This is a genomic window from Mycolicibacterium austroafricanum (genome assembly GCF_000612725.1).
Lineage (GTDB): Bacteria > Actinomycetota > Actinomycetes > Mycobacteriales > Mycobacteriaceae > Mycobacterium > Mycobacterium austroafricanum.
In genome coordinates this window covers 91,043-116,040 of record NZ_HG964456.1, presented here as the reverse complement: position 1 = coordinate 116,040, position 24,998 = coordinate 91,043, and the positions used below count along the sequence as shown (strand labels likewise).

At 69.3% G+C, this 24,998-nt stretch carries 22 protein-coding genes and 1 other RNA gene; 13 read left to right on the top strand and 10 right to left on the bottom strand.

Features of this window, described 5'->3' with window-relative positions:
* Positions 1 to 133: 133 nt before the first annotated feature.
* A complete protein-coding gene (panB, locus tag BN976_RS23125) occupies positions 134 to 976 on the top strand; it encodes a 3-methyl-2-oxobutanoate hydroxymethyltransferase (protein WP_011780795.1) in 843 nt (280 codons plus the stop codon).
* 165 nt (positions 977 to 1,141) lie between these two features.
* Here panB and BN976_RS23120 read toward each other — a convergent pair whose 3' ends face one another.
* Together BN976_RS23120 and BN976_RS23115 are read right to left on the bottom strand one after the other, a co-directional pair.
* A complete protein-coding gene (locus BN976_RS23120) occupies positions 1,142 to 1,936 on the bottom strand; it encodes an enoyl-CoA hydratase/isomerase family protein (RefSeq protein ID WP_036374442.1) in 795 nt (264 codons plus the stop codon).
* Between the two features lie 16 nt (positions 1,937 to 1,952).
* Positions 1,953 to 3,734, bottom strand: coding sequence for a fatty acyl-AMP ligase (locus BN976_RS23115; protein WP_036374439.1), 1,782 nt, complete (start codon positions 3,732 to 3,734; stop codon positions 1,953 to 1,955).
* Between the two features lie 154 nt (positions 3,735 to 3,888).
* Between BN976_RS23115 and BN976_RS23110 the strand changes: the two genes are divergently transcribed.
* Entirely contained in the window at positions 3,889 to 5,397 is a 1,509-nt protein-coding gene (locus BN976_RS23110) for a CYTH and CHAD domain-containing protein (protein ID WP_036374916.1), read from the top strand.
* Positions 5,398 to 5,399: 2 nt separating this feature from the next.
* Here BN976_RS23110 and rnpB read toward each other — a convergent pair.
* An RNA gene (gene rnpB / locus BN976_RS32175) (RNase P RNA component class A) lies at positions 5,400 to 5,820 on the bottom strand.
* Between the two features lie 72 nt (positions 5,821 to 5,892).
* On the opposite strand from rnpB, the gene BN976_RS23105 reads away from it, so the two are divergent.
* Both BN976_RS23105 and BN976_RS23100 read left to right on the top strand, forming a co-directional pair.
* Positions 5,893 to 6,333 carry a helix-turn-helix transcriptional regulator gene (locus BN976_RS23105; RefSeq protein ID WP_109489651.1) on the top strand — a complete coding sequence of 147 codons (441 nt, stop codon included), beginning with the start codon at positions 5,893 to 5,895 and terminating at the stop codon, positions 6,331 to 6,333.
* Between the two features lie 25 nt (positions 6,334 to 6,358).
* Positions 6,359 to 6,793: a VOC family protein gene (locus BN976_RS23100; protein ID WP_084182369.1), complete on the top strand. Its 435-nt coding sequence runs from the start codon at positions 6,359 to 6,361 to the stop codon at positions 6,791 to 6,793.
* Positions 6,794 to 6,817: 24 nt separating this feature from the next.
* Here the strand turns inward: BN976_RS23100 and BN976_RS23095 are convergent, their stop codons facing one another.
* The 3 genes from BN976_RS23095 to BN976_RS23085 all read right to left on the bottom strand — a co-directional run bounded on the left by BN976_RS23095 (position 6,818) and on the right by BN976_RS23085 (position 9,792).
* A complete protein-coding gene (locus BN976_RS23095) occupies positions 6,818 to 8,143 on the bottom strand; it encodes a 13E12 repeat family protein (protein WP_036374433.1) in 1,326 nt (441 codons plus the stop codon).
* Positions 8,144 to 8,260: 117 nt separating this feature from the next.
* Positions 8,261 to 8,881 (bottom strand): class I SAM-dependent methyltransferase, encoded by a 621-nt coding sequence (locus BN976_RS23090; protein WP_036374430.1) that lies wholly within the window; start codon positions 8,879 to 8,881, stop codon positions 8,261 to 8,263.
* On the bottom strand, positions 8,878 to 9,792 hold the full coding sequence (locus BN976_RS23085; protein ID WP_036374427.1) for an NAD(P)/FAD-dependent oxidoreductase: 915 nt from the start codon (positions 9,790 to 9,792) through the stop codon (positions 8,878 to 8,880). Before BN976_RS23085 ends, BN976_RS23090 begins: the two co-directional genes overlap by 4 nt.
* A 46-nt stretch (positions 9,793 to 9,838) precedes the next feature.
* On the opposite strand from BN976_RS23085, the gene BN976_RS23080 reads away from it, so the two are divergent.
* The gene (locus BN976_RS23080) at positions 9,839 to 10,426 is read left to right on the top strand and encodes a helix-turn-helix domain-containing protein (protein ID WP_011780809.1); all 588 of its coding nucleotides are present in this window, start codon (positions 9,839 to 9,841) and stop codon (positions 10,424 to 10,426) included.
* Here BN976_RS23080 and BN976_RS23075 read toward each other — a convergent pair.
* From BN976_RS23075 to BN976_RS23065, 3 genes are read right to left on the bottom strand one after another with little or no spacing between them, the layout of a single operon-like run.
* On the bottom strand, positions 10,417 to 11,526 hold the full coding sequence (locus BN976_RS23075; RefSeq protein ID WP_036374424.1) for a bifunctional RNase H/acid phosphatase: 1,110 nt from the start codon (positions 11,524 to 11,526) through the stop codon (positions 10,417 to 10,419). The genes BN976_RS23080 and BN976_RS23075 overlap by 10 nt on opposite strands.
* A complete protein-coding gene (locus BN976_RS23070) occupies positions 11,523 to 12,260 on the bottom strand; it encodes a zinc ribbon domain-containing protein (protein ID WP_011780811.1) in 738 nt (245 codons plus the stop codon). Before BN976_RS23070 ends, BN976_RS23075 begins: the two co-directional genes overlap by 4 nt.
* Position 12,261: 1 nt before the next feature.
* Positions 12,262 to 13,386 carry a Nif3-like dinuclear metal center hexameric protein gene (locus BN976_RS23065; RefSeq protein WP_011780812.1) on the bottom strand — a complete coding sequence of 375 codons (1,125 nt, stop codon included), beginning with the start codon at positions 13,384 to 13,386 and terminating at the stop codon, positions 12,262 to 12,264.
* Between the two features lie 82 nt (positions 13,387 to 13,468).
* Between BN976_RS23065 and BN976_RS23060 the strand changes: the two genes are divergently transcribed.
* The 3 genes from BN976_RS23060 to BN976_RS23050 are packed head-to-tail and all read left to right on the top strand — an operon-like array spanning position 13,469 to position 15,478.
* Positions 13,469 to 14,146, top strand: coding sequence for an HAD hydrolase-like protein (locus BN976_RS23060; protein ID WP_049778240.1), 678 nt, complete (start codon positions 13,469 to 13,471; stop codon positions 14,144 to 14,146).
* Positions 14,139 to 14,633 (top strand): low molecular weight protein-tyrosine-phosphatase, encoded by a 495-nt coding sequence (locus BN976_RS23055; RefSeq protein WP_011780814.1) that lies wholly within the window; start codon positions 14,139 to 14,141, stop codon positions 14,631 to 14,633. Before BN976_RS23060 ends, BN976_RS23055 begins: the two co-directional genes overlap by 8 nt.
* A 2-nt stretch (positions 14,634 to 14,635) precedes the next feature.
* Positions 14,636 to 15,478: an SURF1 family cytochrome oxidase biogenesis protein gene (locus BN976_RS23050; RefSeq protein ID WP_011780815.1), complete on the top strand. Its 843-nt coding sequence runs from the start codon at positions 14,636 to 14,638 to the stop codon at positions 15,476 to 15,478.
* Here the strand turns inward: BN976_RS23050 and BN976_RS23045 are convergent.
* Entirely contained in the window at positions 15,432 to 16,385 is a 954-nt protein-coding gene (locus BN976_RS23045; RefSeq protein WP_011780816.1) for a cobalamin biosynthesis protein, read from the bottom strand. The genes BN976_RS23050 and BN976_RS23045 overlap by 47 nt on opposite strands.
* Before the next feature lie 63 nt (positions 16,386 to 16,448).
* Here BN976_RS23045 and BN976_RS23040 point away from each other — a divergent pair, with 63 nt between their 5' ends.
* The 5 genes from BN976_RS23040 (at position 16,449) to BN976_RS23020 (ending at position 24,595) form a co-directional block, all read left to right on the top strand.
* Positions 16,449 to 18,158, top strand: coding sequence for an amidohydrolase (locus BN976_RS23040; RefSeq protein WP_036374420.1), 1,710 nt, complete (start codon positions 16,449 to 16,451; stop codon positions 18,156 to 18,158).
* 71 nt (positions 18,159 to 18,229) lie between these two features.
* Positions 18,230 to 20,815 (top strand): multicopper oxidase domain-containing protein, encoded by a 2,586-nt coding sequence (locus BN976_RS23035; RefSeq protein ID WP_235622118.1) that lies wholly within the window; start codon positions 18,230 to 18,232, stop codon positions 20,813 to 20,815.
* A gap of 5 nt (positions 20,816 to 20,820) precedes the next feature.
* On the top strand, positions 20,821 to 21,261 hold the full coding sequence (locus BN976_RS23030) for a hypothetical protein (protein ID WP_036374907.1): 441 nt from the start codon (positions 20,821 to 20,823) through the stop codon (positions 21,259 to 21,261).
* Positions 21,262 to 21,292: 31 nt separating this feature from the next.
* Positions 21,293 to 21,892: an SOUL family heme-binding protein gene (locus BN976_RS23025; protein WP_011780820.1), complete on the top strand. Its 600-nt coding sequence runs from the start codon at positions 21,293 to 21,295 to the stop codon at positions 21,890 to 21,892.
* A 150-nt stretch (positions 21,893 to 22,042) separates the two neighbouring features.
* Complete coding sequence (locus BN976_RS23020; protein WP_011780821.1) at positions 22,043 to 24,595, top strand: sensor domain-containing diguanylate cyclase; 2,553 nt, start codon at positions 22,043 to 22,045, stop codon at positions 24,593 to 24,595.
* Positions 24,596 to 24,998: the final 403 nt, after the last annotated feature.

The window sequence follows — 24,998 nt, the reverse complement described above, 5'->3', positions numbered from 1 at the left end:
CAGGTGTGAGCAAATCCACTTAACGCGCCGTTCAACTTCTGGTGACACGGTGGCAGACTGGCGTGGTCAGTGAAACCCGGGGACCCGATTCGGGCCTCGAGGATTCAAACGACTCACCCATTGGGGGACAACGATGTCTGAGCAGCCTGTCTACGGTGCCGCCGCGGAAGCACCCAAGCCGCGTGTGAAAGTCCGCACGCACCATCTGCACAAGTGGAAGGCCGAGGGCCACAAGTGGGCCATGCTGACCGCCTATGACTACTCCACGGCGGCGGTCTTCGACGAGGCGGAGATCCCGGTGCTGCTGGTCGGTGACTCTGCAGCGAACGTGGTGTACGGATACGACACCACCGTTCCGGTGACACTCGACGAACTCATCCCGCTGGTGCGCGGGGTCGTGCGTGGAGCGCCGCACGCCCTGGTCGTGGCCGATCTGCCGTTCGGAAGCTACGAGGCGGGCCCGCAGCAGGCGCTGGCCACCGCGACCCGGATGCTCAAGGAGACCGGCGCGCACGCGGTGAAGCTCGAAGGGGGTGAGCGGGTGGCCGACCAGATCGCCGCCGTAAGCGCCGCAGGCATCCCGGTGATGGCACACATCGGTTTCACCCCGCAGAGCGTCAACGGCCTCGGTGGGTTCCGGGTCCAGGGTCGCGGCGACGCCGCCGAGCAGACCATCCACGACGCGATCGCCGTGCAGGAGGCCGGCGCGTTCGCGGTGGTGATGGAGATGGTGCCCGCCGAGCTGGCCACCCAGATCACCGGCAAGCTGACCATCCCCACCGTCGGTATCGGCGCCGGCCCCAGCTGCGACGCGCAGGTGCTCGTCTGGCAGGACATGGCCGGGATGACCAACGGCAAGACCGCGAAGTTCGTCAAGCGGTTCGGCGCCGTCGGAGACGAGCTGCGCCGCGCCGCCTCCGACTACGCCAGGGAGGTCGCCACCGGCGCCTTCCCGGCCGACGAGCACTCCTACTGACTCAGATCCAATCGTCAGCCCGCTGATCCGGCCCAATCGTCAGCCCGCTGACCCAGATCCAATCGTCAGCCCGCTGACTGGACCCAATCGTCAGCCCGCTGACTGGACCCAATCGTCAGCCCGCTGACTGGACCCAATCGTCAGCCCGCTGACTGGACCCAATCGTCAGCCCGCTGACTGGGCCCCGAACTTCGGCCTGCGCTTGGCCAGGAACGCGTCGACACCCTCTCGGCCGTCGGCGGATTCCGCACGCGCGGCGATCAAGCGGCCCTCCAGCTCCATCTGCTGTTCCAGACCGTTGGCGAAGGTGTCCGACAACAACGCCTTGACTCCGCCGTTGGATCCGGCGGACGTCTCGGCCATCTGTTCGGCGAGTTCGTCGGCCCGCGCCTGCAGCCGATCGTCGGCGACGATTTCGCCGACGAGCCCCCACTGCAACGCCTCCTGCGCGGACAGGGTGCGGTTGGTCAGCATCAGCTGCTTGGTCTTGGCGATGCCGATGAGCCGGGGCAGGTGGTAGGACGCGCTGCCGTCGGGGCTCAGCCCGACGCGCGTGTACGCCATGGTGAAGGAGGCCGATTCGGCGGCGAGCACCAGATCACCGCTGACCGCCAACGAGAAACCGGCGCCGGCGGCGGTGCCGTTGACCGCGGTGATCACCACGGCGTCCATCCGCGCGAACGTCGAGATGGCGCGGTGCAGATCGTCGGCTACACCCTTGACGTGGCGGCCCCTGCTGGGCGCCGAAGCGAAATCCTTGAGGTCCCCGCCGGCGCAGAAGAACCGCCCGGCTCCGGTGATGACGACGACCTTGGTCGCGGCGGTGTCGCAGCGGGCCGCCGCGTCGGCCAGTTCCCGAGTCATGGTGCCGTTCATGCCGTTTGCGGCATCGGGTCGGTTCAGCGTGATGCGGGCGACGACCCCGGCCTGCTCGAAGGTGATGGTCTGGTATTCGGTCACCCACGGACTGTAGCGGTTACAGTTCGCCGTTCAAGTAGGCGGCCCGGCACGCCTGGCGCGCCAGTTTTCCACTGGTCGTACGGGGAATGACGCCCGCGGCAACGAGTTTGACGTCTTTGACGGGCAGCGCGTGGCGCCGCGACACCGCCGCGCGGATCGACTCCTGGATCGGGGCGGCTTCGGCACGGCCTGCACCCGGTGCGCGTTCGGCGACGATGACGGCCTCTTCCCGCCCGTCACCGGGTACCGAGAACGCAGCGACGAACCCGGACCGCACCGACGTCGAGGCCTCGCCGGCGGTGGCCTCGATGTCCTGCGGGTAGTGGTTACGTCCGTCGACGATCACGAGGTCCTTGATCCGGCCGGTGATGTACAGCTGCCCGTCGAGGTACACCCCGAGGTCCCCGGTACGCAGCCACAACGCGTTCTCGGGGCAGTTCGAGGCGTGGCTGCCGGCGGGCAGCCGGGCCTGGAGCTTGTTCTGGAACGTCAGCTCCGTTTCTTTCGGGCGACCCCAGTAGCCGCGACCGATGTTGTCGCCGTGCAGCCAGATCTCCCCCACCCGGCCGTCCGGCTGCTCGGTCTCGGTGCCCGGGTCGACGATCACTGCCCACTGGCTGCGCGAGACCGTGCCGCACGACACCTGGGGCACCGCGTTGGGGTGGTCGGCGTCGACCCGCACGGCAATCCCGCTGGTGAGCCGGTCGCGGTCCAGGTAGGTCGCCTCGGGACGGGCGTCCGGTCCGGAGGTCGAGACGAACAACGTCGCCTCGGCCATTCCGTAGGACGGCTTGACCGCGCTCGGGGACAGGCCGTACGGCGCGAACGCGGTGTTGAACTTCTCGATCGAGGCGATGCTGACCGGTTCGGATCCGTTGATCAGTCCTGCCACGTTGCTCAGATCGAGCGTGTCCCCCGCCGGCGGCAGACCGCGCTGGGCGGCCAGCTCGAAGGCGAAGTTCGGCGCCGCCGCGAACGTGGGTGCGTCGGAGGCACCGAGCTCCTTGATCCATCGATACGGGCGGCGCACGAACGCCACCGGGGACATCAGGGTGATGTGTCCGCCCGCCAGCGCGGGGAACATGATCATCAGCAGACCCATGTCGTGGAACAGCGGCAACCAGCTGACACTGCGGATGTCGTGGTGCAGGCCTACGGACAGGCTCATCTGGGCGACGTTGGTACACGCCGAACGGTGGGTGATCTCCACGCCCGCGGGAGCGCGGGTGGAGCCGGAGGTGTACTGCAGGTAGGCGATGGCGTCGGTCTGCAGCGGCGCGGGTGCGAAATCGGCGCCGACGCTGTCGGGCACGGCGTCGACGGCGATGATGCGGGGCCGACGCTCTCGTGGCAGCTTGCGAATGAAATCGCGCACGGACTGCGCGGCAGCCGTCGTGGTCAGCACGACCGTGGGTTTGGCGTCGTTGAGGACGGCGTCGAGCCGGTCGGCGTGCCCGGGCAGTTCGGGCGCGAACAAGGGGACGGCGATGGCGCCGGCCAGGATGGCCGCGAAAAAGCCGACCACGTATTCGACGCCCTGGGGGGTGAGGACGGCGACCCGGTCGCCTGGGTTGGTGACCTGTTGTAGGCGCGCTCCGACGGCACGTAGCCGCGTTCCGAGCTGTGTCCAGCTCAGTTCCACGGTGCAGTCGCGGTCGAAATCCAGATACCGGTATGCCGGCGCATCACCGAGTTCCGCGACGTTGCGGTCAAGAAATCCGGTCAGCGTGACGCCGGCCGGAATAGCTATGTTGCCTTCGCGGTCGAGATAGTCGTCGAGCCGCAAAATTGGACTCATAAGACAATTCTAAGAGACGCACACCCCAAATGTGTGCATCCGGGTGCAGGCGCGCCGATTTCCGGTCGCAGATCCGGTCACCGGGCTGTGCCGGCAGGTTCACCTCGGTGTGGCACGCTATGGTCCCCGCAACCACGGCAGAGACAGGGTGACCATGGCGGCCAATTCGCCCGAAACCTCCAGGCACACGGAGACCGAGCGCAAATTCGAGGTGGTGGAGTCGACCGTCTCCCCCTCTTTCGACGGGCTTTCGGCGGTCGGGCGTGTCGAGCGGTCACCGTCACAATCGCTCGATGCCGTGTACTTCGACACACCCGGGCGTGACCTGGCCCGACATCGCATCACGTTGCGACGCCGCACCGGCGGGACCGATGCCGGGTGGCATCTGAAGCTGCCTGCGGGCGCGGACAGCCGCACCGAGGTGCACGCACCCCTGTCCGACGACGGCGACGCAGCGCACCCGACCGTGCCGGAGAGCCTGCGTGACATCGTGCTGGCGATCGTGCGGGACCGGCCGCTGGCCCCGGTCGCGCGCATCAGCACACTCAGGAACGTCGACGTGCTCTACGGGCCGGACGGGTCAGCGGTCGCCGAGTTCTGTGATGACCAGGTGACCGCGAGCGCTGTCGGTGGCGACGAGCAGAACTGGCGGGAGTGGGAACTCGAGTTGCGCCCCGGCGCCGACTCCGAGGTGTTCGACCGGCTCACCAACCGGCTGCTGGATGCGGGGGCCCGGCCTGCCGGACACGGCTCGAAACTGGCCCGCGTCCTCGAGTCCAGCGCGCCAGTGGAAGAGACCACCGAGGCGGTCGCGGCGTCGACCGATCCGGCGCGCCGCGCGGTGGCTGTCCACCTCGAAGAGCTGATCGAGTGGGATCGCGCGGTAAGAGCGGATGCTTGGGACTCGGTGCACCAGATGCGGGTGACCACCCGCAAGATCCGCAGCCTGCTTCAGTCGTCTGAGGGCTCATTCGACATCGCCGACCACGAGTGGGTTCTCGACGAGCTGCGCGAGTTGGCCGCCGTGCTAGGTGTCGCCCGCGACGCCGAGGTGCTGGCCGAACGCTATCAACGCGCCATCGACCAACTGCCCGAGGCGAACGTCCGGGGACCGGTGCGGGAACGGCTTGTCGACGGCGCCGAGAAGCGGTATCAGACGGGATGGAAGCGGTCGCTGACCGCGATGCGTTCGCAGCGCTACTTCCGGTTGCTCGACGCGCTCGAGGAGCTGATCGCCACCGAGCCTGTCGCGTCCGGCCAGGGTGAGACACCGGCGGAGCTGACCATCGACTCCGCGTACAAGCGGGTCCGGAAGGCTGCCAAGGCCGCCCGCGCCGCGGCGGCAGACGCCGGGACCGAATCCGACGAGGCGCTGCACCGGATCCGCAAGCGCGCCAAGCAGCTCCGCTATACCGCCGCGGCCATCGGCGAGAACAAGGTGGCCGAGCGGGCGAAGGTGATCCAGTCGCTGTTGGGTGATCACCAGGACAGCGTGGTCAGCCGGACACATCTGAGCCGGCAGGCCCAGGCGGCCCATGCCGCCGGCGAGGACACCTTCACCTACGGGCTGCTGTACCAGCAGGAGGACGACCTCGCTGTGCGCTGCGAGGAGCAGATCGAGGATGCGCTCCGGCAGCTCGACAAGTCGGTGGGCCGGCGTTAGGGCGGATGAGCCGGCCTGTAAGCCGGATTCTGTTCCTCACGGCCATCTCTGGCAGCGAGGCGGCGACCATCCATCTGGACACACCGTCGCCGGGTGCCTCGAGCGGCCTACCCGCAGGCTCGGGCGAGCAACCCTCGAACGCCTGCGCGGCCGCAACCAGGTTGCGACCTTCTTGGCCTTGCTTCGGGTGGGGTTTACCAAGCCACCCCGGTCACCCGGGATGCTGGTGCGCTCTTACCGCACCTTTTCACCCTTACCTCCGGAGCGTCCTTGGGCCCGAAGGCTTGGGGCGCAGTGGAGGCGGTCTGTTTTCTGTGGCACTTTCCCGCGAGTCACCTCGGATTGCCGTTAGCAATCACCCTGCTCTGTGAAGTCCGGACTTTCCTCGACACTGTGGGGTGCCGCGGCCGCCCAGCCAGCTCATCCGCCCTAACAACGTAATGGTTCGGGCGTCGATTCCGTAAACGAACGCCGAGCTCAGCCCCGCGCCATACTGTGGGCATGCTTCCTCCCGCCCGCTATCTGATGCGGGCCAAGGACCTGGTCGACGCGCGCTATTCCGAGCCGATCACCGTCGACGATCTGGCGGCCGCCGCTGGCCTGTCCCGCGCCCATTTCAGCCGGATGTTCAGCAAGACGTTCGGCGAGTCCCCGCGCGCGTACCTACAGACCCGCCGGCTGGAGCGCGCCGCGTCGCTGTTGCGCCACACCGACCGGTCGGTGGCCGACATCTGCGTGATGGTCGGACTGCAGAGCGTCGGGTCGTTCACCACCAGCTTCGCGCGCACCTACGGTATGCCGCCGGCGGCATACCGGGCGTCGATGCCGCCCGCGGCCGTCCACGCGCGGATTCCGAGCTGCATCCTCAAACGCGACACCCGTCCGAAGGCCGACACCCGCGTCGACAAGACAGCACACGGGGAGAAGACGGGCTGATCGACGGGGCCGTAGCGTCGCGGTCATGATCAGAATCGCCAGTGCCCACCTCTGGGTTCACGACCAGGAAGCCGCGTTGAAGTTCTGGACCGAGAAGGTCGGTCTGGAAGTGCGCCAAGATGTTTCACTGCCCGATGTCGACGGCATCTTCCGGTGGCTGACGGTCGGGCCGCCCGGCCAGGACGATGTGTCGATCGTGCTGATGGCCGTCCCCGGCGAGCCCGTCATGGACGACGCCACCAAGAAACAGGTACTCGACCTCACCGCGAAAGGCTTCGCAGGCACCATCTTCCTGACCACCGATGACTGCCGGGCCAGCTACGAGGAGATGAAGGCGCGCGGCGTCGAGTTCACCGAGGAGCCCCACGAGATGCCCTACGGCATCGACTGCGGATTCCGGGACCCGTCGGGCAACAGCGTGCGGCTCACCCAACTCGCCGAGATCCCGCTCGGCACCTAGGCGCGCGTCGACGACGGCGGTTCCTCAGGCGGCGTCGAAGGTGACGAGGTCGATGCTGAGTCGGCCTTCGAGCAGGCTGAGTCTGCGCCGCACGGGTGGTCCGGGCAGGGGTGGTGCCGTGGAGCGGTAGACCGCGCCGGTGGGGGTTTCGAAGTCGGCGGTGTGTGCGCCGTCGACGTCGCCGGTGGTGACCGTCCAGCCCGGGGCTTCCTTGGCGTAGTTGCAGGCCTCGCACTCACCCAGGCCGTTGAGCGCGCTGGTCGGCCCGCCCGCCCGGTCGGGGGTGGCGTGATCATGGTGACGGATCGGCGCATCGCAGTACGGGGTGCGGCAGGTGCGATCCCGACGCTGCAACAACATGCCCAGCCCTTTCGGGAAAATCCGCGCCCGCGACTCCATCGCCACCAACTGCCCACTCGTTGGGTGCCGGTACAGCCGCCGCAGCGTGGCCTTGACCTCAGCATCAGCATCAGCATCAGCCTCGGCCTCGGCGTCGGCGTCGGCGTCGGCGACCGCGTCCCCGATCAACGCCCGGCAGAACCCGGCCGGGACCGGGCCGTAGCCGTCGAGCCAGCCCAGTTCGTCATCATCGCCGGCCAGCGTGGTGTCGGCCATCACCAGGTTCAACGCCACCGGCACCGGCGTGTCCGCCGCCCGCCCGGTGACCCGTTCATAGACGGTGTCGGTCATCACCTGCCCGCGCGGGCGCCCGTCGAAGGTGGTGTCGGCGGCCCGTTTACAGGCGGCGTAGATCCCGACCCCGCGGGTCAGCGGCAGCCGCAGCGTGACATAGACCATGTTGTTCGGCGCCGGCCGGCACGTCACCGCACAATCAGCGGCCGCCTTCTCCGTATGGTCGACCACCGCGGCCGCGTCCAGGCGGGCCGCGATCGTCTTGGCCTCAGCCTCCACCCGCTTGTTGCCCCACCCCGCCAACCGCGACACATCCCCACACAGCTCTTCATCGAGTGCCCGGCGGTGCTCCACCGAAAGACACGCCGACTCGCGCACGATCAGGGTGGCCCGCCACTCCGACAGCGCCCCACTCTCCAGCGCGGCCAGGGTGTGCGGCATCTCCTCCACCAGGGCCTTGGCGAATCCCAGGTGCCGGTTGCCCAGCACCGGCGCGTCGTGGCGGGCCAACGCCACCTCCGACGCCAACCCCTTGCCACGCTTGGCCGCAGGCACCCCACGAGCCTGCTCGGCGGCACGCCGTTTGGCCGCCCACAGCGCGGTCGCGCGCGCTTGGGCGGCCGCGGCCTGAGATTTCAGCCGCTCGCACCGCTCCACCGCCGCCCGCAACTCGGCCTCCGACGCCCCCACACCGACATCGAACAAACTTTCGAACATAAACCCGACGCTACACCGCGCCCCCGACAAAAAACTGGCTGCAGTTCTTCGCGCAGCGGTTCTACCGGGACGGCGATGTCGACGGATTCGGGGATCAGGAGCCGCAACCCGACAAACCTAGAGTCGCCGCAAGACGATCAGATTGTCGATCAGCACCGCCGGCTGCCCGTCGGGCCCCGTTGCGTCGCGCTCCACCCGATCGGCCCGCACGCGCCGCCACTGCCCGTCGCCGAGGTCGACGGTGGCGAGCACCTCCTCGACACCGGGAAAGACATGTTCGCGGATGTGCTCGGGAGCCCAGGACGGCGCCGCGCCGTGATCCACGATCACCAACACCCCGCCGGGTGCGACCGCGCGCGCCGCGGCGGCGAAGATCCGCTCCCGGTCCAGGTGGACCATCGACTGCAGGAACTGCGCCGACACCAGATCGAAGACGCCCTCCGGGAACGCCTCCGACAGATTCATCTGCACCAACTGCACCCGGTCGGTCAAGCCCCGGGTGGCAGCCTCGGCGGCCGCTCTGCCGAGCGCGGTATCGGAGATGTCGACACCCAGCACCTGCCAACCGTGTTCGGCCAGCCACACGGTGTCGCCGCCCTCACCGCATCCGAGATCCAATGCGCGCCCGGGCTTCTCGCTCGCCGCAACCTCGGCAAGCCAGCGGTTGACCCGCCCGCTCCAGATCCGGTCACGCTCGGCGTACCGGTCCTCCCAATGCTGCTTCACCTCAGATGTCATCGTTCCTCCTGGAAACTCGCCACTATCGATGCGGCCGCAGCCGAACCGGCCGCGATCGCTGCCGCCACCTGCGGCATCTGTACACATGCGTCCCCCGCGGCGAACACACCGGGAACCGAGGTCCGATGCATTGCGTCGATTTCGATCGCCTCCACCGAGACCGGGCCCGGCGCAGCGAAACTCACCCCCAGCTTGGCCGCCAACGCGGAGCGCTGGTGCAGCGTGACGGCGACCAGCAGCCCACGCCGGGCAAGGCTGGTTCCGTCGCCGAACACCACTGCCGCCAACTCGTCGCCCGCCGAGACCAGATGGGAAACCGCCCGCTCGTCCACCGCCACCCCGGCATCGGCCAGCCGCGACCGGTCGGTGTCGGTCAGCTCGGCCGGCCCGCCTGTCAGCAACACGACGTCGTCACTCCACCCGCGCAGCAACGTCGCCATGTGAGTGGCGCGTTCTCCGTTCGCCAGCACGGCCAGCGGTCTGTCGCGAACCTCCCAGCCGTGGCAGAACGGGCAGTGGAACACCGACCTCCCCCACAGCTCGGCCAGTCCCGGAAGCGACGGCGCCTCGTACCGCATACCCATGGCCAGCAACACCCGTCTGGCCTGCACGACGCCGCCGTCCGCCAACTCCAGCGTGAAGCCACCGTCGGACGCCGCCCCCGTCACCACCTCGCCGTCGCGCACCTCGACGCTCGGATAGGCGGCGAGCTGGCCGCGGCCCTGCGCATACAGCTGCCCAGGCGGCACGCCGTCGAATCCCAGCAGCCCACCGATTCCGGTTGCGGCGAGGTTGCTTTGGGCGCCGGCGTCGACGACGAGCGTGCGCCGCCTCGCCCTGCCGAGCACCAGCGCGGCGCTCAGCCCGGCGGCCCCGCCCCCGATGATCACGCAATCCCACAACTTGTCCATGACACGACCTTGCCCGGCGACCTCGTCAATGCCAAGCTTATTTGCCATGAAGGCAAATGAGGAGGATGACGGCGTCGACGCCCGGGTGCGACGACGCCTGCGGGACTTGCGATTGCAGCGGGGTATGACGCTGGAGGACGTCGCCACCCGGTCGAACATCGACATCTCCACACTGAGCCGTCTGGAGTCCGGCAAGCGCCGCCTGGCGCTGGATCACCTGCCCCGCCTGGCCTCGGCGCTGTCGGTCAGCACCGACGAACTGCTGCGCGCACCCGAGGTCGAGGATCCCCGCGTCCGCGGCAACTCCCACACGCACAACCTGATCACGTTCTGGCCGTTGACCGGGCAGGGCCCCGCGGGCGGGTTGCACGCCTACAAGATCCGGATCAGCGCCCGCAGGCGTACACCGCCCGCCGAGCTCCCGGTCCACGAGGGTCACGACTGGATGTACGTGCTGTCAGGTCGGCTGCGGCTGATGCTGGGCGATCGCGACTTCACCATCAAACCCGGTGAGGCTGTGGAATTCTCGACGTGGACCCCGCACTGGTTCGGCGTCGTCGACGGCCCGGTGGAGGCGATCATGCTGCTCGGCCTGCACGGTGAACGCGTGCACCTGCACAGCGATCAGAGGTAGGTGGTCTGGTTGACCAGCCGGACCGACGCCGCGCCGTCCGGGTAGAACTCCGCAATTGACAGCGACGCCAGATCCAGGTGCAGCCGGTAGAGGATCGCCGGGCCGGCGTCGAGCGCCATCCGTAGCAGCGTTTTGATGGGCGTCACATGCGACACCAGCAGCAGCGTCTGGCCGGGATGCTTCGCGATGAGGCGCTGGTGCGCCCGCGACACCCGCGCCGCGACGGCGTCGAAACTCTCCCCGTCCGGCGGCGGCACCGACGTGTCGCGCAGCCAGCGCAGGTGCAGCTCCGGATCCCGTTGGGCCGCCTCCTGAAAGGTCAGCCCTTCCCATGCGCCGAAATCGGTCTCGATCAGGTCGTCGTCGACCTCCACGTCCAGACCCATCGCCTTGGACGCGGCCGCGGCGGTGTCGTGGGCACGTTGCAGCGGCGAGGAGATGACGGCGTCGATCCCGCCCTTCTGCCCCAGATAGCGCGCCGCCGCGTCGGCCTGCTGAATGCCCAGCTCCGTCAGCTCGGGGTTCCCCCGACCCGAGTAGCGGCGCTGCACCGACAGTTCGGTCTGCCCGTGGCGCAGCAGCAACAGCCGGGTCGGCGCTCCTTTGGCGCCCGTCCAGCCGGCCGGGTTGGTGACGACCTCCGATCCGCCACCGGCCGCGTCCATCGATCCGCCACCGGCCGCGTCCATCGATCCGCCACCCGCCGCGTCCATCGCCTCGTTGGCCAGACGGTCGGCACGACTGTTCTGCGCGCGCGGGACCCATCGGTAGCTGACCCGCTGGAACCTCCGCTCGAGATCGCGGGCCTGCTGGTGCAGCGGGGCCAGGGAGGGGTGCCTGACGCGCCACCGCCCTGACATCTGCTCCACCACGAGCTTGGAATCCATCAGGACCTCGACCTCGGTGGCACCCAGCTCCGCTGCGGCCTCCAGTCCGGCGATCAGCCCGCGGTATTCGGCGACATTGTTGGTCGCCGTGCCGATCGCCGAGCTGGTTTCGGCGAGCACCGAAACCCGGTCCGCCGACACCACCACCGCGCCGTAACCCGCAGGCCCCGGGTTGCCGCGCGACCCCCCGTCGGCCTCGACGACCACTCTCACCTGCGGGACCCCTTGACCCGCAACAGGATTGCCGAGCACTCGGGGCACCGCAGCACCTCGTCCTCGGCGGCCGCGGCGATCCTCGCCGACTCCCCTTGGTCGATCTCGATCCGGCACGCTCCACACCTGCGGCCCTGCAGCACACCGGCACCCACGCCGCCACGGGCGCGCTGACGTTCGTAGAGCGCGACGAGTTCCCCGTCGATGGCGGACACCAACTCGGCGCGCCGCGCCGCGGACTTCTCCCGGGCCTGCGCCAGTTCGGCGCGGGCGTCGTCACAGGCACGCTGGGCGCCGGTCAGCGCGGTCTGCAGCTCCTCGATGGCCGCCTGCTCACGGGTCTGCTCGGCCGCCAACTCCTCACGCCGCTCCATCACCTCCAGCTGCGAGTCCTCCAGGCTGGCCTGTCGCCGCTGCAGGGTGTCGAGTTCGTGTTGCAGATCGGTGAGCTGCTTGGGGTCGACGGTCCCGCCGTCCAGCAGCGCCCGGTCGCGGTCCTCGCGCTGCCGGACGCCGTCGATCTCGCTCTCGAGCTTGGCGACCTGCGCGTCGATGTCGGCCAGGGCGAGCTGCAGCGCGGCGAGGCGGTCACTGGCCTCGCGATGCGCGGCCTGGGCCTCCTCCACCGCCTTCTGCTCGGGCAGGTTCTTCGTCCGGTGCTCGTTCCGACTCACCTCGGCGTCGAGCTCGGCGAGATCGGCGAGCAACTGCTGTTGTGCCACTGGGGCTTTCACGTCAACATCCCTCGATATTCCATGGATCGGTACGCACATCGGACACCGTGACCGGCAACGATGCACCGAAGTGGTGGCGCAGTAACTCGGCGGCTTGATTGCACCACGGGAACTCGGTGGCCCAGTGGGCGGCGTCGATCAGCGCGACGTCCGAGCTACGGCGGTGCTCGTCGGCGGGGTGGTGGCGCAGATCGGCGGTGACGTAGGCCTGCACCCCCGAAGCCGCCACCTCGGACAGCAGCGAGTCACCGGAGCCTCCGCACACCGCCACCCGCGCCACCGTCGTGGCGGGGTCTCCGGAGGCGCGGACACCCCACGACGTGGCGGGCAGCGCGCGTCGGACCCGGGACACGAACGCGGGCAGCGGCTCCGGTTCGGGCAACGTCGCGATGCGTCCCAGCCCGACATCGCCGGGCGGGGTCTGCAGTGCGACGACGTCGAATGCGGGTTCCTCGTACGGATGGGCGGCGCGCAGGCCGGCCAGCACGGCGGCCCTGCGCGACGCCGGGGCCACCATCTCGACCCTGTCCTCGGCCACCTGCTCGAGCGTGCCCACCGAGCCGATCGCCGGCGTCGCGCCGTCACCCGGCAGGAACTGCCCGGTGCCCGACACGCTCCAGCTGCACTGCGAGTAGTCGCCCAGCTGGCCTGCGCCGCCGGCGAACATCGCCGAGCGCACCGCCTCGGCGTTCCCGGCCGGGACGAACACCACCCACTTGTCCAGCGCCGGACCCGACGGCACCGGCGAGAGCACGTCGCAGACCTGCAGGCCGAGCGCATCGGCGAGGGCGTCGGACACCCCCGGCGAAGCGCTGTCGGCGTTGGTGTGCGCGGTGAACAGCGCGCGACCGGTCCGGATCAACGAGTGGATGAGCGCACCCTTGGCCGTGTCCGCCGCCACCGAGTCCACCCCGCGCAGCAGCAGCGGGTGATGGACCAGCAGCAGCGCACGGTCGGGTACCGAAGCCACCACCTGCGGGGTGGCGTCGACCGCGATCGTCACCGACTCCACCGGTTCGGTCGGATCCCCGCAGACCAGCCCGACGGAATCCCAGCTCTGCGCCAGACCGGGCGGATAGGCGGCTTCGAGCACGTCGATGACGTCAACCAGCCGGACAGTTGCCACATCACGACAGTAGTGCGCAGGGTGCTCGGGAACCTATCGGCGCCCCCGGGCCCGGCTCAGGGACAATGGACGCGTGACAGACATGCTGGACGGCACCCGCGACCTCGCTCCCGTGGAGCGGGGCGACGTGGTGATCTTCGATCTCGACGGCACGCTGACCGATTCCGCCGAGGGCATCGTTGCCAGCTTCCGCCATGCGCTGCACGCCGTCGGGGCGCCCGTCCCCGACGGCGACCTGGTCAGCCGGATCGTCGGCCCTCCCATGCACGTCACACTGCAGCAGATGGGGCTCGGCGAGCACGCGGACGCCGCGATCGCCGCCTACCGCGCCGACTACGTCAGCCGCGGCTGGGCGATGAACCAGCCGTTCACCGGGATCCCCGCCCTGCTGGCGGATCTGCAGGCGGCCGGGGTCCGGATGGCGGTGGCCACCTCGAAGGCCGAGCCCACCGCGCAACGGATCCTGGCCCATTTCGGCCTCGACGGACACTTCGAGGTGATCGCAGGCGCCGGCGCCGACGGCACCCGGGCCGCCAAGGCCGACGTGGTCGCGCGCGCCCTGGAACAACTGGCGCCGGTGCCGCAGCGGATGGTGATGATCGGTGACCGGTCCCACGACGTCGAGGGCGCCGCGGTCCACGGCATCGGCACGATCGTCGTCGGCTGGGGGTACGGCGGCCGCGATTTCGCCGACGGCGACGGCGGCGCGCTGGCCCACGTCGCAGACATCGACGACCTGCGTGAGGTGCTGGGTGTCTGAGCTGTTGCACGTGACGTTCATCTGCTCCGGCAACATCTGCCGGAGCCCGATGGCGGAGAAGATGTTCGCCCACCAGATCGGCGAGCGCGGGCTGGCGCATGTCGTCCGGGTGACCAGCGCGGGTACCGGCCACTGGCACGAGGGCGAACCCGCCGACCGGCGCGCCGGTCACGTGCTGCGGGCGCACGGCTATCCGTCCTCGCACCGCGCCACCCAGATCAACGACGACCACCTGGCCGCCGACCTCGTCGTGGCATTGGGCCGCAACCATCAGCGGATGCTGCAGCACATGGGGGTGCCCGCGGAACGACTGCGGATGCTGCGGTCGTTCGACCCAAGATCGGGGGCGCACGTCCTCGACGTGGAAGATCCGTATTACGGCACCCACGACGATTTCGAGGACGTATTCACGGTGATCGACGCGGCGCTGCCAGGCCTGCACGGCTGGGTCGACGAGCGGTTGGCCGACCGGGAACAGGTCGGTTGACGATGCGACGCTGGGCTTTCCTGCTGCGGCCGCAATGGCTGGCGTTGTTCGTCGTCGTCCTCGCGTTCGCCTACCTGTGCTTCACCGTGCTGGCACCGTGGCAGCTGGGCAAGAACACCAAGACCTCCCGGGAGAACGACCAGATCTCCCGGTCCCTGGACGCCGACCCGATTTCGGTGACAACGGTGCTGCCGGAACAGGATTCGGCCGCCCCGGACGAACAGTGGCAGCAGGTCACCGCGACGGGCCGCTACCTGCCCGAGGCGCAGGTGCTGGCTCGGCTGCGACTGATCGACGGCGATCCCGCCTTCGAGGTGCTGGTGCCGTTCGCCGTGGACGGCGGCCCGACCGTACTCGTCGACCGCGGCTACGTGCGTCCGATCGAGGGCTCGAAGGTGCCTCCGATCGACGCACTCCCGACCGGGACGGTGACGATCACCGCCCGGCTGCGGGACTCCGAAGGGGTGGCCCGGGACAAGACGCCGTTCGAAGCCGACGGTGTCAAGCAGGTCTATTCGATCAACACAGAGCAGATCTCCTCGGTCACCGGTGTCCCGTTGGCGGGGTCCTACCTCCAGCTGGTCGCCGACCAGCCAGGCGGGCTCGGGGTGATCCCGCTCCCCCACCTCGACGCGGGACCGTTCCTGTCCTACGGCATCCAGTGGATCGCGTTCGGCATCATCGCCCCGATCGGCGTCGGCTATTTCGTATACAGCGAGATCCGGGTGCGCCGCCGGGAGAAGGCGTTGGCGGACGCCGCATCGTCCGAGTCCAGCGGTGACGAGCCCGCCGCGCCGCTCAGTACCGAGCAGAAACTCGCCGACCGCTACGGCAAGCGACGCTGATCGCCACCACGGCCGCGAGCAGTTGCACCGCCCGCGACAGTCGCACCGCCCGCGCCAGGTCGTCGACATCGGGGGTCCGCCCGTCACCGAGCGTCGGTCGGATCTCCAGCTCATAGGCGTACTGCGTGGGCCCGCCGAGCCGGACACCGAGCGCCCCGGCGAACGACGCCTCGGCGACGCCGGCATTGGGGCTCGGGTGTTTGCGCGCATCGCGTTGCCACACACGCCATGCCTCGGCGGGTGACCCGCCGACCACCGGCGCGCACACCACGGCAAGCACACCTGTCAGCCGCGCCGGGGCCAGGTTGAGCAGGTCGTCGAATCTGGCGGCGGCCCAACCGAATCGCGCGTACCGCGGGGACCGGTTGCCGATCATCGCGTCCAGCGTGTTGGCGGCGCGGTACACCAGCACCGCGGGAGCGCCGCCCACCGCCGCCCACACCAAAGGGCCGATCTGGGCGTCCGAGGTGTTCTCGGCGATCGATTCCAGCGCCGCCCGCGTCAGCCCTGCCGCGTCGAGCACCGACGGGTCGCGCCCACACAGCGACGGCAGCAGCCGGCGGGCGCCCTCGACGTCGGAGGCACGCAGCAGTCGCACCATCTGCTCCCCGGTGCGGCTCAGCGTCGTGCCGCCGGCCGCGATAAACGTCGCCGCCGCGACGCATGCCGCCTCGGCAGGCACTCCACGGCGCCGCCCAGCCTGCTGCACGACCGCCGCGGCGACGCCGACGCCGGTCAGAAGCGCCGCGGTGTGCAGCGCGCCTGCACGACGGTCGTCGGCGTAGGTGTAGCGCTCCAAAGCCGCTGCAGCGCCACCGAAGAGCGCCACCGGATGACCCCGCCTCGGGTCCCCGAACGCCAGGTCGGCCGCCACCCCTGCGGCCATGCCGATTCCGCGAGCGAACATCCCGGCAGCGTCTCACAGCCGGGAGTGCCCGCCGCGGCGAGGTTCCGATGACACACTGTGCCCATGGCTGAACTGATCTTGACCGCCGGGACCATCATCACCATGGCCGACGGCGCTCCGCGAGCTCAGGCGGTCGCGGTGTCCGGCGAAAAGATCGTCGCGGTGGGCAGCGTCGACGACTGCCGCGCCGCCCTGCCGGACGCCGAGGTGGTCGACACCGGGGCCGCCGCGCTGGCACCGGGATTCATTGAGCCACACGGCCATCCGCTCATCAGCGGGGTGGCCACCCAGGCGCCGGCCCGATCGATCGCCCCCTGGGACTGCCCCACCTGGGCCGACGTGCAGACAGTGTTCACCGACGCGCTGGCGACCACCGACCCCGACACCCCGCTGTGGTTCGCCGGCTACGACGCGCTGTTGCACGGCCATCCGGCACCCGACGCCGAGGAACTCGACGGCATCTTCGGCGACCGCGTCGCACTGCTCACCGACAACTCCGGGCACGGCATCTACTTCAACTCCGCTCTGATCCGCAGCTACGGCTGGGACAGCGAACCACCGGCCGACCCGGTCGCCTCGCACTACGGCCGCAACGCCGACGGCTCGCTGACCGGGCAGGGTTTCGAGTTGCCCGTGGTCACCGCGGTGACGGGACCGCTGATGGCGAAGATGGGCAATCCCCTGGTCTCCGCCGCACACTACTTCGCGCTGATGGCCCGCGGCGGTTACACGTCGACGTCGGACATGACCTATGACCCGAAGTTCGCCGCCGGCTACGAGGCGCTGGCCGCGGCGCCGTCGTGCCCGCTGCGGGTCAGCATGTGGGAGATGTCGATCACCGACACCTATTCGGATCCCGCGACTTTCGCCGCCGGCGAGGCCTGGCTGACGAAGGCCGGCGTCAAGCTGTGGACCGACGGCTCGCCGTGGGTCGGCAACATCGCGATCTCGTTTCCGTACCTCGACACCGAGGCCACCCGCACCGCGGGTATCGACCCTGCCACCGCCGGTGGCACGCAGTCGATGAACTACAGCCGCGAACAGCTCGACGCGATCCTTGACCGCGCCGCGCCCGCCGGCTGGCAGATGGCGTTCCACGCCAACGGCGACCTGGCCCTGGATCTGGCGCTCGATGCCTACGAGGACGCGCTGACCCGGCACGGATTGCTCGGCAGCGACCACCGCTGGCGGCTGGAACATTGCGGCGCTGGAACCAGGGCACAGTTCGACCGGGCCGCCCGGCTCGGTGTGCACGTGTCGTTGGCGCCGTTCCAGTACTACTACTGGGGCGACCTGCTTGACGGTGCGATGTTCGACCCCGAGCACGGGGCGCGCTGGGCGGCGTTCGGCGACGCCGTCGCGTCGGGGGCATGCGTGTCGCTGCACAACGACGGTTCCGTGTCGCCGCCGACGCCGGTGATCAACATCGCCACCGCCGTCACCCGGCGCACCCGAGACGGCGGCGTGCACCGGCCCGATCAGGCCATCACACTGGATCAGGCGTGGCGGGCCCAGACCATCGACGCTGCGCGCACCCTGCACCGCGACCACCTGGTCGGCTCCGTCGAGGTGGGCAAGCTGGCCGACTTCGTCGAGCTGAGTGCCGACCCGTGGGCCGTGGACCCGGACGCGCTGATCGACACGGTGACGGTGACCGGCACCTGGCTGGGCGGTCGCCGGATCGATCTCGACGAGTTCCTGGCCGCGGTCGGCGGCGCCGACAACGCCGCGCATGCGCATCTGGCCGAGCGTAACGCCAAGAGCTGCTGCTGAGGGCCACCGGCGCCGGATTCCGGGACTAACGTCCCTACACCAACTCCGCGTGGCGGAGTTTGCTGGTCAACGTGTCTGCTGACTTGATGACCGCACAGGCGCCCCGCCGGCGAAACAGCCTGCGCGGACCGGTGTTCCTGTGGGCCAACGTGGTCGTGCTCGGCTGGCTGGCGGTTTCGGTCGGGCTGCTGGCCGCGCACTCGTGGCTCGGGCTGCCCGGCTGGGTTGCGGTGCACGCGCTGCTGCTCGGTGCCGTCACCAACGCCATCGTGATCTGGTCCGAGCACTTCGCGGTCGCCTGGTGTCGGATGCCCAGCCCGCCGCAGCGGCGGCTGGCGCTCGGGCTGACCGCGCTGAACCTCTGCGTCATCGCCGTGCTGGTCGGCGTGAGCACCGACACGGCGGCACTCACCGGGGTCGGCGGCACCGGCATCACGGTGATCGCCGTCGTGCACACCGTGCATCTGCGCCGCGCCACCAGGTCCACCAGGTCTGAGGCGCCGGGCACCTTCGGCTACCTGATCGGCTTCTACGGTGCGGCGGGCATCATGCTCGCGTCGGGCGCCGTCCTCGGCGCCCTGCTCGCGCTCGGGTCGGGCCAGTGGTACGTCCGGCTGTGGTCGGCGCACGTCCACCTGACCCTGCTGGGCTGGGTCGGGCTGACGGTCCTCGGAACCATGTTGACGCTGTGGCCGACGACGTTGCGGGCCAGGATAGGTTCGGACACCCACACCGCGGCCCGCCGCGCGCTGCCGGTCCTGTGCGCCGGCCTGGCGCTCACCGCTGCGGGCATGCTGGCCGCCGTGGTGTGGCTGACCGCCGCCGGGCTGCTGTGCTACGCCGTCGGTGTCGGTGTCGTCGCGGTTCCGTTGGTGCGCAGCGCTGTTGCGCGACGTCCGCAGGGGCCCGCGGCATGGATGCTTGGCGCGGCCACGGGCTGGTTGGCCGCCGCGGTGGTCTACGAGGCCGGGCGGCTGCTGGTCGCCGGATCGGTGCAGGCCCTGCCCGCCGTCACCGCGGAGACGCTGCCGATCCTGATCGTCGGCTTCACCGCGCAGGTGCTGATGGGCGCGCTGACCCAGCTGTTGCCGATGCTGGTCGGGCGCGGGCCCGCCGAGCACAAGGTGGTGGCCGAATTGTTGTGCGCGGGCTGGCCCGCCCGGGTGGCGGCAATCAACGTCGCCGTACCCCTGGTGGCCGGGAACTGGCCGGACCCGCTGCCGCTGCTCGGCTGGGTGCTGGCCGCGGCGGCCGTCGCGACGTTCGTCGTGCAGGCCTTGCGGGTGGCGCTGCCGATGGCCCGGCGCGGGTCGATCAGCGCTCAGCGTCAACGCATTCCGGGGACCGGCACCGGTGTCGTCGCCGGACTGGCGGTGGTGGTGCTCGCAGTGGCGGTGGCCGCCACCGGACACGACGCTCCAACCCAGACCGTGACCTCGGGCCCGACCCGCACGGTCGACGTCACGTTGCAGGCGATGCGGATGAACCCCGACGTCGTCGAGGTCGCGGCGGGCGCCCGCCTGGTGCTGCGGGTCACCAACGTCGACGCCATGCCGCATGATCTGCGCGTCGAGACGGGTGAGAAGACACCGGTGCTCGGTCAGGGCGAGACGGCGACGCTGGATCTGGGGGTGATCGACGGCCCGCGGCAGGCCTGGTGCACCGTGGCCGGGCACCGCGCCGCCGGCATGACGATGACCATCCGCACCGACGGTGGCGAGACCGCCTCCACCCATGACACACACTCCCCCGGCGATATGGGGGCGGCGATGCCGGCAGCCCTGGACCTCGGCGCCGACCCCAGCCCCGGATGGACACCCCGCGATGCCCGGCTGCAGCCGGTGGCCGGAACCGTGCACAAGATCGAGCTGACGGTCGCCGAGCGGGACGTGGAGGTCGCGCCCGGAAGGTTCGAGCGGCGATGGACGTTCGGCGGTTCGGCGCCGGGACCGACGCTGCACGGTCGGGTCGGCGACCAGTTCGAGATCACGCTGGTCAACGACGGGACGATGGGGCACAGCATCGACTTCCACGCCGGCATGCTGGCCCCCGACGTGCCCATGCGCACCATCGCCCCGGGCGAAAGGCTGACCTACCGGTTCACCGCCCACCACGCCGGGGCCTGGCTCTACCACTGCTCGACCATGCCGATGGCGCTGCACATCGCCAACGGCATGTTCGGCGCGGTGATCATCGATCCGCCCGGCTTGGCGCCGGTGGACCGCGAGTACGTCCTGGTCAGTTCCCAGCTGTATCTCGGCGAGCCGGGAAGTCAGACCCAGACCGACAACCTGCGCGCCGGTCAACCCGACGGCTGGGCCTTCAACGGCATGGCCGCCCAGTACGACCACGCACCGCTGACCGCCGTTGTCGGGGAGCGAGCCAGGATCTGGGTGGTCAACGCCGGGCCCGGCGACAGCACCGCGTTCCACGTGGTGGGCGGACAGTTCGACACCGTGTACTCCGAAGGCGCATGGCTGCTGCGACCTTCGGTCGGCACGGAAAAGAGCGGTGCCGCACAGGTTTTGAACCTCGCCCCGGCGCAGGGCGGCTTCGTCGAGTTGACGTTCCCGGAGGCAGGGAACTATCCGTTCGTCGACCACGACATGCGGCACGGCGAGAACGGCGCCCACGGCGTCATCGCGGTCGCCGGGTGACGCAGATGTTCGACATCTGGACCGTCATCCGGTTCGTGCACGTGCTCGGCGCCATCATCTGGGTCGGTGGGCAGTTGACCATCACACTGGTGGTGCTGCCGCCGGTGCGGGAACGCCTCACCACCGCCGACCGGGCCGAGGTGCTGCGCGCGGTCGGCAAGCGGTTCGCACTGATCACCATGACCGTCTTCGTGCCGGTGCAGATCGCCACCGGGGTGCTGCTGGCCTGGCACTACGGCGTCACGTGGGCGTCGCTGCTGCAACCGGGCTACGGGCGGATCCTGGTGATGAAACTCGTGCTGTTCACCGGCGTGATGGTCGCCGCGACGCTGCACGGCATCGCGCAGTCCCGCGGTCAGGCCGAGCGCGCCAGAGCGATGTCGCTGGCCTCGCTGGTCGGCTCGCTCGGCGTGGTGCTGCTCGCGACCTGGCTGACCGAGGGATGAGCAGAACGAGGGCAACGGGTATCAAGGAGTGATGTTCGCGAAGATCACCAAGACCGCAACCCTGATCGCCGAGGGCCTCGGCGGGCTGGTCGGCATCCGCGCCGGCACCGAGGAACCGATGTTCGTCCGTGAGGCGATGATCGGCTCCGGGGCCGGCGCCATCGAGATCCGCCGGTACGGCCCGCGGATCGCCGCGCAGACGGTCGTGGCCGGCGACGAGGAGATGGCGCGCAACGCCGGCTTCCGCCGGCTGGCTGGCTACATCTTCGGCGGCAACCACAGTCAGAGCCAGATCGCGATGACGGCCCCGGTCGCGCAGGCCCGCAACGCCGACGGTCAATCGGTGATCCGGTTCTTCATGCCGTCGAAGTGGTCCATGGAGCTGCTGCCCGCGCCGGACGACGAGCGCGTGGAGTTGGTCGAGGTGCCGGGTGCGACGTACGCGGTGCTGCGGTTCAGCGGCGACCGCAGCCCGCAGACGGTGGCGACCAAGTGCGAAGAACTGCTCAAAAGCCTTGGGGACAGCGGGTTCACGCCGCGGGGAGAGCCGACGGCCTGGTTCTACGACCCGCCGTGGACGCTGCCGTTCCGTCGTCGCAACGAGGTTGCGGTCGAAGTCGGCACCGGCTGATCTGTTGCGTTCGCAACCGTCTCCTCGCGTTCCGCATCCTATCCGATTTCCCACTGCTGCAACGGAATCAGCACGGTCGAGCTGTTCGCGCTTCGAGCGCGGCGTCGACCGGTTAACCTTGCGGTGTCGTTCGCTGCTTAGTGAGGTCCGATGAAACGTCTATCGCCCTCCGCGGTGGCGTTCTTGACGTTTCCGGTCGTCTACGCGGTGTCGATCCTCGCCGGACGCGCCACCCGGTTGGGTGGCGGCGAGATCGCGCTGGTGTGGCCCGCGGCCGCGGTGGCGACAGTGTGGCTGCTCGCGGCGCGGCGTTTCAGCAGGTGGCAGCGTGTGGCCCACCTGTCGGCGCTAGCCCTCGCGACGTTCGTGGTGAACCTCTTCACGCACGCCACGCCGCAGCTCAGCGCATGGTTCGTGCTGGTCAACCTTGCGCTCGCGCTGGTGACCGTCGAGATCATTCACTATCGCCGCGACGAGGTCGTCCTGCGTGACCCCACGGATCTGGTGCGGGTCATCGTCGCGGTAACCGCCGGCACCGTGTGCGCGGCCGCCCTGGCGACGATGTACCTGGTGCCGGTCACGGGTGCGCCGGCCTGGGAGACGTTCGGGCTGTTCACGGCGCGAAACGGGGCGACCGCGCTGATCGGTGTTGCGGCGTGGCTGCGGCTTCGTGACGTCAGGTGGACGCGCCCACGCCTGTCGCCGGCAGCCACCGTCGAGATCATCGTCACGGGGGGTGTCGTCGGGTTCGTCCTTGTGTGGATCTTCTGGTTGAGCACCGGGATTCCGCTGGGCTTCCTCGTGCTCCTGCCGGCGATGTGGGTGGCGCTGCGGTACAGCACCACGGTGAGCACCGTATTCCTGCTCGTGGCTGCGGCGTGGATCATCTACTCCACACTGTCCGGCAGGGGCGCGTTCATCGTCCCCGACATGCAGCTACGTGCGCTGTTGGCGCAGGCCATGGTGTTCAGCCTGACGGTGCTCGTGCTGGCCCTGGCGCTGTTCCGCGACTCGCGAATGCGCCTGATCGGCCAACTTGAGGCGGCGCGGGATCGCGCGGATCAGGACTCCGAACTGTTGGGCGCCGTGCTCGACAGCATCCACGACAGCGTGGTCCTCGCCGACCCGGACGGTCGGGTGGTCCTGCAGAACGCCCGGGCGACGGACTCGGGCCTCGTCAGCGATGTCGTGTCGGCAGTGCATACGCCTGGCCTCGTCGACGACATGGCTGCGTCGGCATCCCATGCCCCGCGTGACATCGTCGTCTCCGTCGAAGACTCACGAATCCTCGAACTGGCGACGACCCCGCTCTCCCGGCAGTCACAGTTCACCGTGATGGCGTTTCGCGACGTGACCGAGGAACGCAGAAATGCCCGGGAACTGCGCGAGGCACGCGACTTGTTCGCCGGGGTCCTTGAGGCGGCGTCCGAGCAGGCGATCGTCGGCACCGATCCGTCCGGCTGCATCACCGTGTTCAACAACGGCGCGGAGCGACTCCTCGGCTGGACCGAAGAGGAGATGCTCGGCCGCACCCCGATGGATTTTCACTACCCGCCCGAGGTGCGCGCAAGGGCCGAAGAACTGGGCATACCCGAAGGCTTCGAGGTCTTCGTCCACAACGTCACGCCGGACGCGGCGGAGATACGCGAGTGGACCTTTGTGCGACGCGACGGCGGCCACGTCGATGTCAGCCTCGCGGTCTCCCTGATGACCGATGAGCGCGGCACCTGCGTGGGATACATCGGGGTGGCCACCGACATCACCGACCAGAAGGCCGCCGAACGTGCGCTGGCCGAAAGCGAGGAGAGGTTCCGGCTCGCGTTCGACACCGCACCCGTCGGCATGTTCATGTTCGATGTCACCCCCGACGGCACCGGGCGGATCACCCGCTGCAACACGACCCTGGCCGACTTCCTCGGCCGGTCGACAGCCGACGTGCTGGGGAGTTCGACCACCGAGCTCGGCGCCGACGAAAGTACGTCCTCGACAAAAGGTTTGACGGGACTCCCCACGCTGAGAAAAGGAGAGCCGTGGGGCGCAGAGGTGGCCTTTCGGCGAGCAGACGGCGCGACGGTGTGGGGCGCGGTGTCGGCCTCGCTCGTCGCTCCACCGGGGGCCGACCCGTACGGGATCTGCCTCGTCGAGGACATCACGAGCCGCAAACGCGCCGAGGCCGACCTTCAGTTTCTGGCCCTGCACGATCCACTGACCGGGCTGGCCAACCGCACACTGTTGATGAACCGGATGGAGCAAGCACTCGCGGACGAAGGACGTCACGTCCCCGGTCGTGTCGGACTGCTGTTTCTGGACCTCGACGGGTTCAAGCCGGTCAACGACACGTGGGGTCACGCGGCGGGCGACGAGGTACTCAAGGCGGTCGCTCGGCGGATCGAGAACTCGATCCGCCCGGGAGACACCGCCGCGCGGCTGGGTGGCGACGAGTTCGCGGTGCTCTGCCCGGTGATCGGCGAAAACGGGGAATTGCACGGCGTTGCCGAACGCATCCAGACCGAGCTGAGCCGACCGCTCACGTTGATCGGCGGACAGAGCTACGACCAGCTCTCCGCGAGCGTCGGCGTGGCGATGTCGGGCTGCGGGCGCACCGCGGAGGAACTCCTGCACCACGCCGACCGGTTGATGTATCACGCCAAACGACAGGGCAACGGCGGCCTCGTCGGTGATCACACTCCAGCGGGAGCATGAAAGCTGCTGTGGGCGCGGACGGTATCGAACCGCCGACCGCTGGTGTGTAAATGCGTTTCGCCAGCTTCTTTAGCGTCTCAGTCCGTCTACTCCGTACGTATATCTCCAGGTCAGCGGTCTCATTGGTCTCACCGCGTCGCTCCCATCTCGGCTGTTTATGCGCGTCTTGGCACACTCTCGGCACAGCGGGGTTAGGCATCCGCTCACTCTGTGACGCCTTCCCGGCGCCTACCGGCCTTAGGCGCGGACACGGCCCACTAGGCGGGGTTGCACGTCCGAGATGGGTCAGTTCCGAGACGCTGAGCGACGACTCGCACATGCCCCGGGGTGAAGGGGACTCGGCGATTATTGCTAAGCATGCTTCGGATGGACAGGCTTGAACAATCGGTGAAAGCGGAGGAAG